This window comes from Salinimicrobium tongyeongense (assembly GCF_026109735.1).
Taxonomy (GTDB): domain Bacteria; phylum Bacteroidota; class Bacteroidia; order Flavobacteriales; family Flavobacteriaceae; genus Salinimicrobium; species Salinimicrobium tongyeongense.
In genome coordinates this window covers 1,822,414-1,835,266 of record NZ_CP069620.1, presented here as the reverse complement: position 1 = coordinate 1,835,266, position 12,853 = coordinate 1,822,414, and the positions used below count along the sequence as shown (strand labels likewise).

General features: G+C 46.0%; 11 protein-coding genes. 6 read left to right on the top strand and 5 right to left on the bottom strand.

Annotated features, from left to right (window positions below; all coding sequences use genetic code 11):
* Positions 1–41: 41 nt before the first annotated feature.
* Positions 42–1,601 (bottom strand): L-piperidine-6-carboxylate dehydrogenase, encoded by a 1,560-nt coding sequence (gene amaB / locus JRG66_RS08125; RefSeq protein WP_265162269.1) that lies wholly within the window; start codon positions 1,599–1,601, stop codon positions 42–44.
* Positions 1,602–1,681: 80 nt separating this feature from the next.
* The gene (locus JRG66_RS08120) at positions 1,682–2,203 is read right to left on the bottom strand and encodes a 3-hydroxyanthranilate 3,4-dioxygenase (RefSeq protein ID WP_265162268.1); all 522 of its coding nucleotides are present in this window, start codon (positions 2,201–2,203) and stop codon (positions 1,682–1,684) included.
* A 115-nt stretch (positions 2,204–2,318) separates the two neighbouring features.
* On the opposite strand from JRG66_RS08120, the gene JRG66_RS08115 reads away from it, so the two are divergent.
* The 5 genes from JRG66_RS08115 (at position 2,319) to JRG66_RS08095 (ending at position 9,778) form a co-directional block, all read left to right on the top strand.
* Positions 2,319–3,395 carry an isoaspartyl peptidase/L-asparaginase family protein gene (locus JRG66_RS08115; protein ID WP_265162267.1) on the top strand — a complete coding sequence of 359 codons (1,077 nt, stop codon included), beginning with the start codon at positions 2,319–2,321 and terminating at the stop codon, positions 3,393–3,395.
* 202 nt (positions 3,396–3,597) lie between these two features.
* The gene (locus JRG66_RS08110; protein ID WP_265162266.1) at positions 3,598–4,086 is read left to right on the top strand and encodes a GbsR/MarR family transcriptional regulator; all 489 of its coding nucleotides are present in this window, start codon (positions 3,598–3,600) and stop codon (positions 4,084–4,086) included.
* Between the two features lie 19 nt (positions 4,087–4,105).
* Positions 4,106–5,224 (top strand): efflux RND transporter periplasmic adaptor subunit, encoded by a 1,119-nt coding sequence (locus tag JRG66_RS08105; RefSeq protein WP_265162265.1) that lies wholly within the window; start codon positions 4,106–4,108, stop codon positions 5,222–5,224.
* Positions 5,225–5,233: 9 nt separating this feature from the next.
* Entirely contained in the window at positions 5,234–8,371 is a 3,138-nt protein-coding gene (locus JRG66_RS08100; protein WP_265162264.1) for an efflux RND transporter permease subunit, read from the top strand.
* A gap of 3 nt (positions 8,372–8,374) precedes the next feature.
* Positions 8,375–9,778: an efflux transporter outer membrane subunit gene (locus tag JRG66_RS08095; protein ID WP_265162263.1), complete on the top strand. Its 1,404-nt coding sequence runs from the start codon at positions 8,375–8,377 to the stop codon at positions 9,776–9,778.
* A gap of 74 nt (positions 9,779–9,852) precedes the next feature.
* Here JRG66_RS08095 and JRG66_RS08090 read toward each other — a convergent pair whose 3' ends face one another.
* The 3 genes from JRG66_RS08090 to JRG66_RS08080 are packed head-to-tail and all read right to left on the bottom strand — an operon-like array spanning position 9,853 to position 11,510.
* Positions 9,853–10,356: a YciI family protein gene (locus tag JRG66_RS08090; RefSeq protein ID WP_265162262.1), complete on the bottom strand. Its 504-nt coding sequence runs from the start codon at positions 10,354–10,356 to the stop codon at positions 9,853–9,855.
* Complete coding sequence (locus JRG66_RS08085) at positions 10,353–10,838, bottom strand: CYTH domain-containing protein (protein ID WP_265162261.1); 486 nt, start codon at positions 10,836–10,838, stop codon at positions 10,353–10,355. Before JRG66_RS08085 ends, JRG66_RS08090 begins: the two co-directional genes overlap by 4 nt.
* A gap of 9 nt (positions 10,839–10,847) precedes the next feature.
* A complete protein-coding gene (locus JRG66_RS08080; RefSeq protein ID WP_265162260.1) occupies positions 10,848–11,510 on the bottom strand; it encodes an NAD(P)H-binding protein in 663 nt (220 codons plus the stop codon).
* Positions 11,511–11,651: 141 nt separating this feature from the next.
* On the opposite strand from JRG66_RS08080, the gene dinB reads away from it, so the two are divergent.
* Positions 11,652–12,749 carry a DNA polymerase IV gene (dinB, locus tag JRG66_RS08075; RefSeq protein WP_265162259.1) on the top strand — a complete coding sequence of 366 codons (1,098 nt, stop codon included), beginning with the start codon at positions 11,652–11,654 and terminating at the stop codon, positions 12,747–12,749.
* Positions 12,750–12,853: the final 104 nt, after the last annotated feature.

The following is a 12,853-nucleotide window of genomic DNA, read 5'->3' as shown; positions in this document are numbered from 1 at the left end:
CTAAAAGACAGCCTCTTTTTATTTTTAGCGTATTTAACCTCTTATAAATCGAACTTGATTCCCTGTGCCAGTGGCAGTTCGGTAGTGTAGTTGATGGTATTTGTCTGCCGGCGCATGTAGATCTTCCAGGCATCAGAACCAGATTCCCTTCCGCCTCCGGTTTCTTTCTCACCTCCAAAGGCCCCGCCAATCTCGGCACCCGAGGTTCCTATGTTCACGTTGGCAATTCCGCAGTCAGATCCTTCCACAGAAAGGAATCTTTCGGCCTCTCTGAGATTATTGGTCATAATTGCAGAAGAAAGCCCCTGTTTTACACCATTCTGAAGTTCAAGGGCATTTTCAAGGTCTCCGCTGTACTTCATAAGATAAAGTACGGGCGCAAAGGTTTCGTGCTGTACAATCTCGTAGTGGTTTTGAGCTTCGGCAATTGCAGGCTTCACATAACATCCGCTTTCATAGCCTTCCCCTTCAAGCACTCCGCCTTCCACGATTATTTTTCCGCCTTCCTCAACAACTTTATCAAGCGCAGCCTGGTAGTTCTTCACGGCATCCTTATCGATAAGTGGCCCCACGTGGTTGTTCTCATCTAACGGATTTCCAATTCTCAACTGCTGGTAAGCATCAACAATGGCGTTTTTCACCTGATCGTAAACCTCTTCGTGCACGATCAATCTACGGGTTGAAGTACAACGCTGTCCGCAAGTTCCCACGGCTCCAAAAACGGCACCAATCACGGTATTTTTTATGTTGGCATCGGGCGTTACGATAATGGCATTATTTCCACCCAGTTCAAGCAGGGACTTCCCTAAACGTGCCGCAACAGCCTGGGCAACGATTTTCCCCATTCTAATGGAACCGGTAGCCGAGATCAATGGCACCCTTTCATCTTTGGTGAGCATTTCCCCCACTTTGTAGTCGCCGGTGATAAGGCAGGAAATCCCTTCGGGAAGATTGTTTTCAGAAAATACTCTTGCAGCAATATTCTGGCAGGCCACAGAGGTTAAAGGTGTTTTTTCAGATCCTTTCCACACGCACACATCGCCACATACCCAGGCAAGGGCAGTGTTCCACGACCATACGGCTACAGGAAAGTTAAAGGCAGAAATCACTCCCACAACCCCAAGCGGGTGGTATTGTTCGTACATGCGGTGACCGGGCCGTTCAGAATGCATCGTGACACCGTGCAGCTGTCGGCTTAGCCCTACTGCAAAATCACAGATATCTATCATCTCCTGCACCTCGCCCAGGCCTTCCTGGTAAGATTTCCCCATTTCATAAGAAACCAGTTTTCCAAGTGGCTCTTTTAAACGGCGCAATTCGTCATTAAACTTCCTTACTATTTCCCCTCTTTGAGGTGAAGGCATGGTTCTCCAGGTTTTAAAAGCTTCCTGTGCGGTTTTGATGGTGCGGTCGTAATCTTCGCGGGTGGTGGCTTTTACTTTTCCAATTAAAGCTCCGTCTACCGGCGAATAAGATTCGATAACCTCCCCCGAAGAAAACCATTCATTCCCGGTAGAGGTACCCTTGTTCACCTGGTCTACATTAAGGCCAAGATCTTTTAAAGCTTGATTTATTCCGAATTTTTCAGCAATTGCGCTCATTCTTGTTGTTGTTTTAGTATGTTTTTGTTTGGATAGTTGCGAATATAAAAAATTTAAAGAGGAAAGCCTTGTTTTAAGCCCTACTTCGGCTTTTCCATTTTGGTCCCGCACTTCTTGCAGGTGCGCAGTTTGTCGCTATTGTAGAAGTGGTCAAAATGCTTCTGAAAATCGTTCTCAATATCATTCAGCGGGAAATAGACTTCATATAATTTATTATTACAGTTCTCGCAAAACCACAACAACCCGTCTTTGGCATCGAGCTCTATCCTTCTTCGCTCTACCACTATCCCCACAGAACCGGCTGTACGCTCGGGAGAATGCGGCACTTTTGAAGGGTTGAGGTACATATCGCCGGGCCCCAGCTCAAAAGTCCTTTTTTGGCCCTCTTCCTGCACATGCACTTTTATTTGCCCCTCCAGCTGGTAAAACAGCTCTTCGGTCTCGTTGTAGTGGTAATCTTTCCGGGAGTTTGGGCCGCCCACCACCATTACGATGTAATCTTCGGCTTCGGGATAGATACTTTTATTCGCCACCGGCGGTTTTAGGAGATCCCGGTTCTGCGTTATCCACTTATTTAAATTAAAAGGTTTTGAAATTGCCATTTTTTAGTTTTTGGACCCTAAATTTACACAATCTTTTTCTGAAGCAGCTCCAAAAGCACCAGTTGCTGTATAACAGCTCATTTTTTATATCTTTTATGCTGAAAAATTTCCGATCATGAAAAAAATACTTCTGGTTTTTGCCATTTTTGGCACCCTGGCATGTAATCATGCTGAAGAACAAAGTAAGGTAGAGGCGGCAACCCCCGAAGCAGCTTCCGAAGAGAAAGATAGCCTGCCCAATTTTGGGATTGTAATTCACGGTGGCGCGGGCACCATTTTGAAAGAAAATATGAGCGACAGCCTGGAGCAGCAATACCGGGCAAAGCTGGAAGAGGCAGTGAGAGCCGGGCATGCAGTACTAAAGCGTGGGGGAACTTCAATAGAGGCAATCGAGCAGGCTATTAACATTATGGAAGATTCCCCGCTCTTCAATGCCGGGAAAGGGGCTGTTTTTACCAACGCTGAAACCAACGAGCTCGATGCCGCGGTAATGGATGGCAAAACCCTTAACGCCGGGGCGGTCGCAGGAGTTACTACCGTGAAAAACCCCATAGACCTTGCCATCGCAGTTATGAACAGGTCTGAACACGTGATGATGATTGGAAAAGGAGCCGAAACCTTTGCTAAAGAACAAGGGATGGAAATAGTAGATCCCGAATATTTCTATACAGAGAATCGCTACCGCGGACTTCAGCGTGTAAAAGATTCGGAAAAAACCCAACTTGATCATGATCAAAAAACGGCATTTCTGGATCCTTTTATCAAAGATTCCAAGTATGGAACTGTAGGTGCTGCCGCGCTCGATAAATATGGAAATCTTGCGGCCGGCACCTCTACCGGAGGCATGACCAACAAAAGGTGGGGGCGTGTAGGAGATGTTCCGGTTATTGGTGCGGGAACTTATGCCAACAACAAGACCGCTGCCATATCTGGTACGGGATGGGGAGAGTTTTTCATTCGAGGGGTAGTGGCCTACGATATTTCTGCCTTAATGGAATATAAAAATTTGTCTCTCCAGGAAGCTGCCCGGGAAGTGATACAGAAGAAAAATGTGGACCTGGGAGGGAACGGCGGAATCATCGCCATAGACCACGAGGGAAATGTGGCTATGGAATTCAACACCGCAGGCATGTATCGCGCCAAAATGAACAAGGATGGAGCATTGGAGGTTGCGATTTATGGAGAAAAGTAGATAAGCTTTACCAAAGTTGAAGAAGCTGCTTTAAGAACTCTCAAAAATGCCATTTCTGAACCTTCAGGAGTAGGCAGGAGAGCTCAAAGCAGCTTTTTTTGTAAGATTTTTCTGCTATTAACAAAACCTTATAGTTCTTGTAGTTCGGAAGTTTCAGAACTAAATCTTAGTTTTGCAGCTTCAAATTTTGAGAAACAAGAACGTGGACTTAGAAATTCAGCGAAAGACCTTAATAGAAGAACTGGGAGTGCACCTGGAGGAGGAGAATCTTGCTCCTCTTGCGGCGCGTATTCTCGCTACTCTGATCCTTTCAGGAAGAAAAGGGGTGACTTTTGATGAGCTGGTGAATGATTTACATGCGGGAAAAAGCACGGTTTCAACACATCTCGATCATCTTCAAACTACCAACAGAGTTAAATATTTCACTAAACCCGGAGACCGCAAACGCTATTTTGTGATAGACCCAGACCTCATCCTCAATATTATGGATGAAATGATCACCAAATGGGAAACCGAACGAAAGCTGCACCTCAAAATACGGGAGTACAAAGAACAGTGTAATTGCAAGGCCAAAGAAACCGGCGGTTTTCAATTTGACCTGGAATTCCAGGAAGATTTTCTCACCTATTTGGAAGAAACTTCAAACGCAGTAAAAAAATTCAAAGCCAAACTTTTATTAAGAAATAACTAAATACAGACAGAAGCAGAATATGAGAAAACTACACTCTATAGGATTGATGCTAATTGCCTTTATGGCTTTTTCATGCCAGGACAAGCAGGCGGCCGGGCCACAGGCGGGCGCTGCCGCTCCGTTTCCGGTAATTGAGGTTCCACAACGCACCATTACTGGTTTCACCTCTTACCCGGTGAGCATTGAAGGTACGGTAAGCAGTGCCGTAAGAGCAAAAGTGCCGGGATACATCACTAGGGTGCTGGTTGATGAAGGGGAAAAAGTGAGCAAAGGACAAATCCTTTTCAGGCTTGAAACCGAGTCTTTATCACAGGAAGCTGGTGCTGCCAAAGCTAACGTGAACGCTGCGCAGGTAGAGGTAGACAAGCTCAAACCCCTTGTAGAAAAAGGGATTATAAGCCCGGTGCAGCTGGAAACCGCCAAAGCCAGGCTGGAACAGGCAAAAGCCGGTTACAGCAGCATCGCTGCCAGTATAGGTTATGCCACCATAAAAAGCCCCGTAGACGGGTATGTAGGCGCAATTAATTTTAGGGAAGGGGCACTTGTTAGCCCTGGCGACCCAACGCCACTCACCACTGTTTCAGACATTGACGAGGTATATGCCTTTTTCTCTATGAATGAAAGAGATTACCTCAACTTTATTCAGAATGCAGAAGGGGAAAGCCTTTCAGAAAAAATAGAGAATTTCCCTGCGGTTCAGCTTCAACTGGTAAATGACAGGATCTATTCTGAAACCGGGGAGATACAAACCGTAACCGGGCAAATTGACCCGTCAACAGGAACAGTAAGCTTTAGAGCGATGTTCCCAAACCCGAACGGGATTTTAGCGAGCGGGAACAGCGGGAAGATCAGAATCCCGCGTACTTACGAAAACGTGCCGGTAGTTCCCGAATCTGCTTCCTTTGAACAACAGGGAATCGTGTACGTGTATGCAGTGCAGGGAGACAGCCTTGCCACCAGTGCGCCAATTGAAGTAATAGATCGGGTTCAAAACCTTATTGTAGTGGGAGAAGGGGTTAAACCCGGCGACAAGATCGTAGCACAGGGAGTAGGAAAGTTGAGAAACAACACTCCAATCATTCCGCAGCCGGTGTCTTTTGACAGTATTGCCACTTCCATTAAACCAATCTTTAAATAAGAAGGACTAATGCTAAAGACTTTTATAGAGAGACCTGTACTATCTACGGTAGTCTCGATAGTTATAGTTATGCTGGGAATTTTGGCCATCACCACTTTACCGGTGACCCAATATCCCGATATTGCCCCTCCTACGGTACAGGTAAATGCCAATTATGCCGGGGCCAACGCAGCCACGGTACTTGAAAGTGTGATCATTCCCATTGAAGAGCAGATCAACGGGGTGGAAGGAATGGACTACATTACCTCAACTGCCAGTAACAACGGTAGTGCCAGTATCAATGTATTCTTTAAACAGGGCATAGACCCCGATATTGCTTCGGTAAACGTTCAGAACAGGGTGGCCCGTGCCACTCCTTTGCTTCCGCGGGAGGTAACCCAGAGTGGGGTTACCACCCAGAAACAGCAAACCAGTGCACTTATGTTCCTTACCGTACTTTCTGAAAATGAAGCATACGATGCCACCTTTATTCAGAATTACCTCAACATCAACGTAATCCCCGAACTAAAAAGGATCAACGGGGTTGGAGACGTGAGTGTGTTTGGGGCCAAGACTTACGCCATGCGCGTTTGGTTGCAGCCTGAAAAAATGGCTGCCTACAATTTGATCCCTTCAGATGTTATTGGCGCCATCAACGAGCAAAGTCAGGAGGCTGCTGCCGGGTCTTTAGGGCAGAACAATGCTGAAGCTTTTGAATATGTTATTCGCTACAGCGGTAGGTATAATACCGAAGAAGACTACAAGAATATTGTCATAAAAGCGCTGGACGACGGAAGGTTCTTAAGACTTGAAGATGTTGCCGAAGTTGAGCTCGATGCCCAGGGTTATAACGTAATCTCCTTCACCAACGGAAAGCCGGGGGTGAGTATGGCTGTTTACCAAACCCCGGGTTCAAACGCCCAGGAAATTATTGAAACCGTTCACGATAAACTTGATGAGCTCGAAGAAAATTTTCCTACCGGACTTAAAACGGTGATCAACTTTGACTCCAACGAATTCCTGAATGCTTCCATAAGCAAGGTGGTAATGACCATTTTTGAAGCCTTTTTGCTGGTATTCCTGGTAGTGTTCATCTTTCTGCAGGATTTTAAATCTACGCTCATACCGGCTATTGCAGTGCCGGTGTCTATTATTGGAACCTTCTTCTTCCTCAACCTTTTTGGTTACTCCATCAACCTGCTTACGCTGTTTGCACTCGTACTGGCCATTGGTATTGTGGTAGATGATGCCATTGTGGTTGTAGAGGCGGTGCACGCCAAGCTGGAAGAGGGTGCCGAAAATGCCAAAAAAGCGACCCATTCGGCCATGGAAGAAATTGCCGGTGCCATTGTCTCCATTACCCTGGTGATGGGTGCGGTGTTTATCCCGGTTACCTTTATTACAGGGCCTACAGGGGTATTTTACGAACAGTTTGGGGTGACTTTGATGGTGGCAATCGCTATTTCAGCAGTAAACGCCTTAACCCTTAGCCCTGCTCTTTGTGCGCTCTTCCTGAAACCTCACCACGAGAAAGAAGGCAAGAGAAAAGGCTTTTTGAAGCGCTTCTTTTCAGCCTTTAACACGGCTTTTGATGCCACCACCAGGAAATATGTGAACTCGGTATCTTTCCTATACAGGAATAAATGGATCACCGGGGCAATCATTGTAGCTGCAGTAGGTGCTATTTTCTGGGCTTCGTCTACAACGCCTACCGGCTTTGTTCCCGATGAAGACCGGGGGATGATTTTCGCCAATATCGAATTGCCTGCCGGATCTTCTCTTGACCGTACTGCCGAGGTTACTGCGGAATTGAGCCGAAGGGCCCAACAAATTCCCGGGGTTAATATGGCTTCTGTGGTAAACGGTTTCAGCTTTCTTGGAGGTGCCGGAAGCAACTACGGAATTGGCTTTATTAAGCTAGACTCCTGGGATGAAAGGACCGAAGACGGCATGTCTGCCGAAGATATCATAGCAAAACTCTTTGGTACTGCCGCAGGAATATCTGATGCCAACATTCTCTTCTTCCAGCCTCCTAGTGTACCAGGATTTGGAACATCTTCAGGATTTGAATTGAAGGTACTCGACCGTACCGGTGGTAGTTTCGAAGATCTTGATGCCGCTACACGAAATTACCTGGCCGATCTTTCAGCCAGACCCGAGATCCTGTACGCCAACAGTTCGTTCAACACCAACTATCCGCAGTACGAGATTGACCTGAATATTCCGAAGGCAAAAGAAGCAGGAGTAGATATAGGAACTATTTTCTCAACCCTGCAGTCTTATATCGGATCTGTTTATGCAGCCGATTTTGCCCGCTTCGGAAAACAGTACAGGGTTTATGTACAGGCCCTGCCCGAAGACAGAGCTACTGTAGAAGACCTTAATTCGATCTTTGTGCGAAACGCGCAGGGAGAAATGGCACCTATCACGCAGTTTGTAACCTTAAGCAGGGTTTACGGGCCACAGTCGGTTACCAGGTTCAACCTGTTCAATTCGGCCAGTGTGAATGGTGCAACGGCACCCGGCTACTCTTCGGGAGATGCTATTGCGGCCGTGCAGGAAGTGGGCACAGGCTCCCTTCCGGAAGGATTTGACATAGGGTTCTCGGGGCTTACAAGGGAAGAAGTTTCCGCAGGAAACCAAACCACCTTTATTTTCTTCCTGAGTATCATGTTCGTATTCTTCATTCTTGCAGCGCAGTACGAGAGCTACCTGCTCCCACTTGCAGTACTGCTGTCACTGCCGGTTGGGGTAATGGGGGCTTATGTGACCACCGCCCTTACGGGACTGGAGAACAACATCTATTTCCAGATCGCGCTTATCATGCTACTGGGCTTACTTGCCAAAAATGCCATTTTGATTGTGGAATTTGCCGTGCAAAGGCGAAATGCCGGAAACTCAATTGTTGACTCGGCTCTTGGAGCTGCAAAAGCACGTTTACGTCCTATTCTTATGACCTCGTTTGCCTTTATTGTGGGGCTTCTTCCTCTGGTGTTCGCTACAGGAACAGGAGCTGCAGGAAACAGGTCTATTGGTACAGGTGCCGTTGGTGGATTGTTAATAGGTACCCTACTGGGAATCTTTATCATCCCAATTCTATACATCCTGTTCCAATGGCTCCAGGAAAAAATCTCGGGACAACCTAAAGCCGCAAATGAAAACCTATAGAAAATGAGAAGACTAAATATATACAAGTTCATTTTAATTCCCGCGGTCCTGCTATCTCTTCAGTCATGTTTTGTAGCTAAGGAATATTCCAGGCCCGAAGAAGTAGTTGAAAACGAAGCTTACAGAACCGATAATCTGCCTACAGATACTTTGTCTATGGCCAGGATCTCGTGGAGAGAACTCTTTACAGACCCTGTACTGACAAACCATATAGACCGGGCTCTTGAGAATAACATAGACATTCGCATTGCCCTACAGCAAATAGAAGCGGCAGGCGCCTATCTCAAGCAGGCAAAAGCAGCATATTTGCCAACACTGGGAGTTTCTGCGCAGGTAACCCATCAGGAATTAGCACAAAACAGCCAGTTTGGAAGCTTCTTTGATGGTGGTATTACTCAATATGATGCTACCGCCAACCTGTCCTGGGAAGCCGATATATGGGGAAGGATAAGAAGCAATGAAAGGGCACAAAGAGCGGCCTACCTGCAAACAGTAGCAGCACACCAGGCGGTAAAAACAAGATTGGTAGCTAATATTGCGAATCTTTATTACCAGCTCCTGGCGCTAGACGAGCAGCTTGAAGTAACGCAGGAAACTGTTGCTAACAGGATGAATAGCCTTGAGACTATCAAAGCCCTTAAAGAAGCAGGGAATGTTACCGAAGTAGGCGTAAAGCAAACCGAAGCACAGCTTTACCGTGCCCAGGCTGTAGTTATAGATCTTCAGAATCAAATAAGGCTGTTGGAAAACACTTTTTCTATCCTGCTGGGCGAAGCCCCGCATCCTGTAGAAAGAACAGCGTTAGGTGCTCAGGAGTTGAATACCCGCCTGCAAATTGGTGTGCCGGTGCAGTTGTTGAGAAATCGTCCCGACGTGATTGCAGCCGAATACAACCTGATGAACGCTTTTCAGCTGAAGAACGTTGCTAAAAGCAATTTCTATCCTGCCCTGCGCCTTACTGCCAACGGCGGATTCCAGAGTCTTGACCTGGCCGATCTAATCGACACCAATTCTCTTTTTGCCAGCTTTGTTGGTTCTCTTACACAGCCCATCTTTAACAGAAGGCAAATAAGAACCCAGTACGAAGTGGCACAGGCACAACAGGAGATTGCATATTTGGAGTTTAGAAGAGCGATCCTGGACGCTTCAAGAGAAGTATCGGACGCCCTTTATAACTATGCGGCAGCCGATAAGAAGCTCGACATTAAACAGGATGAATTTGAAGCTTACGAACTGGCGACTTCCTATTCGGAAGAACTGCTGAACAATGGTTTGGTAAACTACCTGGAAGTATTGACTGCAAGAGAAAATACTCTTAATTCACAGTTGGAGCTTGTTAACATAAGATATGATGAACTGAGTTCAATAGTAGACTTATACCAGGCGCTGGGAGGCGGCTGGCAATAATGGTTTCATGATTGGATTTTTAGTTGTTGGAGTGGCCCTGCCTTTTGGCGGGGCTGCTTTTTTTGCTGCAGTTCCTATTTTAGCGCACTGCCTTTTGCTGCCCACCATGGATAGACTTCGATGGCTAACCTTCCAGCCGCAACCATGGGATCAAGCCTCGCCAGGCTGTCGGCCATTTCGAAGTTTGGGGTATTATAAACTGCTATTCCTCTAATATCACCGTCGTCCCCAAAAGGACCTGCCATGCTGAGATATCCTTCTGAAGCCATTCGCTCAAGATGCGCCAGGTGCTCTTGCTGAAGCTTCGCAGCTGTAAGAGAATCCTGGTTTCTATTTTCTCCTCTTTTCAGAAACACTATAAAGTACTGCTGCATGAGATGCTGCTTTTCCCCTTCTCCATATAAAAAAGTTTGATACCCCTGCTCCTGAAGTGCTGCTGCTTCCTGTTCAGAATCCCTGATGGTATCTGGAATTCTTGCCTCCACCTCTTCGGGCCCGGGAATTCCCCTGGTGTCACGGCCCTGGTTGCATGATGCGATCAACAAAAATGCACCCCCTAAAAAGATCAATTTTTTCATGGTCTTGATATTTGCCAATCCTTAAAAGGAAATTTACTGAGGTAAGAATTGTAGTAACGCTTTTCTCCTGTCACTTCTTTACCCAGCCATGCCGGCTTTAAAAATTCTTCATTTTCATGTTGAAGCTCCACTTCAGCCATTAGCAGGCCTTCATTAAGACCTATAAACTCGTCGACTTCAAAAATGTGCTCCCCTACTTCAACCTCATACCTGAATTTTTCAATGACACCCGGCTCACAAAGCTTCAGCAGTTCTTCGGCTTCAAAAAGGGGAATTTCCTTTTCCCATTCAAAACGTGTGAGCCCGTCGCTACTGCTTTTTCCCTTAATGGTCAAAAAACCTTTTTCAGCCTTTATGCGCACCCTCACGGTTCTTTCGGGTGCCGAGTTGAGATAGCCCTGCACGATTCTGGTCTTGTTTCGGGCTTTATCTTTAAAATCGGGCGTCTCTAAAATGAGAAATTTGCGTTCTATTTCCTGCATGTGTAATGGTTAACGATAACTATCGGCAATTTCCCTAATTTCCGAAGATTTTATACAGGTAGCCGAATATTTATTGTTGGCCACGTAGATCATGGCATCGGCGATCTTTTCGGCAGTAATACTCCTGTACTTTTTAAGCGGCCCAATAAGCAGGTGGTTGCCCACACTCATCGCCTTTTGCCAGGCGGCTTCAAAAGGGCGTTTTTCATCGCGCTTCCCGGCGATAAGGGAAGGTTCAAAAATGTAAGTTTCGGCAATGCCCTGCGCCTTTACGTCGCGTTCCATTTCTCCTTTTGTACGGTTGTAGAAAAAGCGGCTTTCTTCATCGGCTCCCAGGGCTGAGATCACCAAAAACCTCGAAATTCCGTTATTTTTGGCCAGTTTTGCGGCATTTACGGGAATTCCGTAGTCAATTTTGTGGTAAGTATCCTCATCGGTTGTTTTCGCCTGGGTGGTGCCAATACAGCAGTAGACTTCATCGGCCACAAAATCGTCTGAGTGTTTTTCCAGTTCGAACAGATCAATTAAATGTTCTTCAATTTTGTCATTTTTGACACCTGCGGTAGAGCGGGAGAAAAGTTTGATCTTTTCATAGCGCTTATCCTTAAGCAGCCTTTCGAGCAACTCTCCACCGGTAAGGCCTGTGGCTCCCAATATAATAGCAGTTTTCATAGTTCTTTCTTTTTTTATGAAGGTAGCAGATTTCTGTCTCAAATCAAAGGGAGTCAAAAATGGCATTTTTGAGACTTATTTTTTCTTCGGAAGTAGCGCCATTTCAAAACTTGAAGCTGAAGATTCACTAATTTTACAGCGATGGAGGAGATCATACAGCGGAAGATTATTCACGTAGACATGGATGCGTTCTATGCCTCGGTAGAACAGTTAGACAACCCTGAACTGCGCGGTAAACCTATTGCAGTGGGCGGTAGTTCGCAGCGCGGCGTTGTAGCGGCAGCAAGTTATGAAGCCCGCAAGTTTGGCGTGAAAAGTGCCATGAGTAGTGTGCTGGCAAAGCGCAATTGCCCCGAGCTCATCTTTGTAAAGCCAAGATTTGAACGCTACAAGGAACTTTCACAGCGCATAAGGAATATTTTCTTTGAGTATACAGATCTTGTAGAACCCTTGTCACTTGATGAGGCTTACCTTGACGTGTCCCAGAATAAAAAAGGCAATCCCAGTGCCACTATGATCGCCAAAGAAATTCGGCAGAAGATAAAGGAGAAGACTGGTTTAAATGCTTCCGCAGGGATATCGATCAATAAATTCATTGCCAAGGTAGCCAGTGACGTCAACAAACCTAACGGACAAAAGACCGTAAACCCCGAAGAGGTGGAGGCTTTCCTGGAAGACCTTGAAATAAGGAAGTTCTACGGGGTAGGCAAGGTAACTGCCGAAAAGATGTACAGGCTGGGCATCTTTACCGGAAAAGACCTCAAAACCAAACCTCTTGATTTTCTCAATGACCACTTCGGAAAGAGCGGGGAATATTATTATCAGGTGGTGCGGGGAATTCACAATAGTGAAGTAAAACCTTCACGAATAAGGAAATCTTTGGGTGCAGAGCGCACTTTTGAAGAGAATATATCTTCAGAAGTATTTATGCTGGAGCGGCTGGAGAATATTTCCGAAGAAATTGAGCGGCGCCTTACCCGGAGTAAGGTTGCTGGAAAAACGATCACCCTAAAGATAAAATACAGCGATTTTACGCTGCAAACCCGCAGTAAAACGCTGTCTTACTACATCTCTTCAAAAGAATTGATCCTGGAAGCCGCAAAAGAGCTGTTGTACCAGGAAAAAATGAGGGAAAGCGTGCGCCTGCTGGGAATTTCCCTGTCTAACCTCAATACCGATAAAGCGGAAGAAAAAGAGGAGAAGAAGGAAATTGCAGTACAGCTAAAGTTTGATTTTTGAAGGAGTGGGAAGTGGAGAGAAGATTCCATAAAGAAAAAAGCCACAGATCTTTGCGATCTATGGCTTTTTAAAATTAATTCTCAGTACTCAATACTAAGTATTCA

Coding starts and splice junctions, on each gene's coding strand:
- JRG66_RS08080 (WP_265162260.1), bottom strand. CDS start 11,510: ATGAAAACTGCTATTATATTGGGAGCCACAGGCCTTACCGGTGGAGAG.
- JRG66_RS08090 (WP_265162262.1), bottom strand. CDS start 10,356: ATGAAAAAATTGATCTTTTTAGGGGGTGCATTTTTGTTGATCGCATCA.
- JRG66_RS08120 (WP_265162268.1), bottom strand. CDS start 2,203: ATGGCAATTTCAAAACCTTTTAATTTAAATAAGTGGATAACGCAGAAC.
- JRG66_RS08085 (WP_265162261.1), bottom strand. CDS start 10,838: ATGCAGGAAATAGAACGCAAATTTCTCATTTTAGAGACGCCCGATTTT.
- dinB (WP_265162259.1), top strand. CDS start 11,652: ATGGAGGAGATCATACAGCGGAAGATTATTCACGTAGACATGGATGCG.
- JRG66_RS08115 (WP_265162267.1), top strand. CDS start 2,319: ATGAAAAAAATACTTCTGGTTTTTGCCATTTTTGGCACCCTGGCATGT.
- JRG66_RS08105 (WP_265162265.1), top strand. CDS start 4,106: ATGAGAAAACTACACTCTATAGGATTGATGCTAATTGCCTTTATGGCT.
- JRG66_RS08100 (WP_265162264.1), top strand. CDS start 5,234: ATGCTAAAGACTTTTATAGAGAGACCTGTACTATCTACGGTAGTCTCG.
- amaB (WP_265162269.1), bottom strand. CDS start 1,601: ATGAGCGCAATTGCTGAAAAATTCGGAATAAATCAAGCTTTAAAAGAT.
- JRG66_RS08095 (WP_265162263.1), top strand. CDS start 8,375: ATGAGAAGACTAAATATATACAAGTTCATTTTAATTCCCGCGGTCCTG.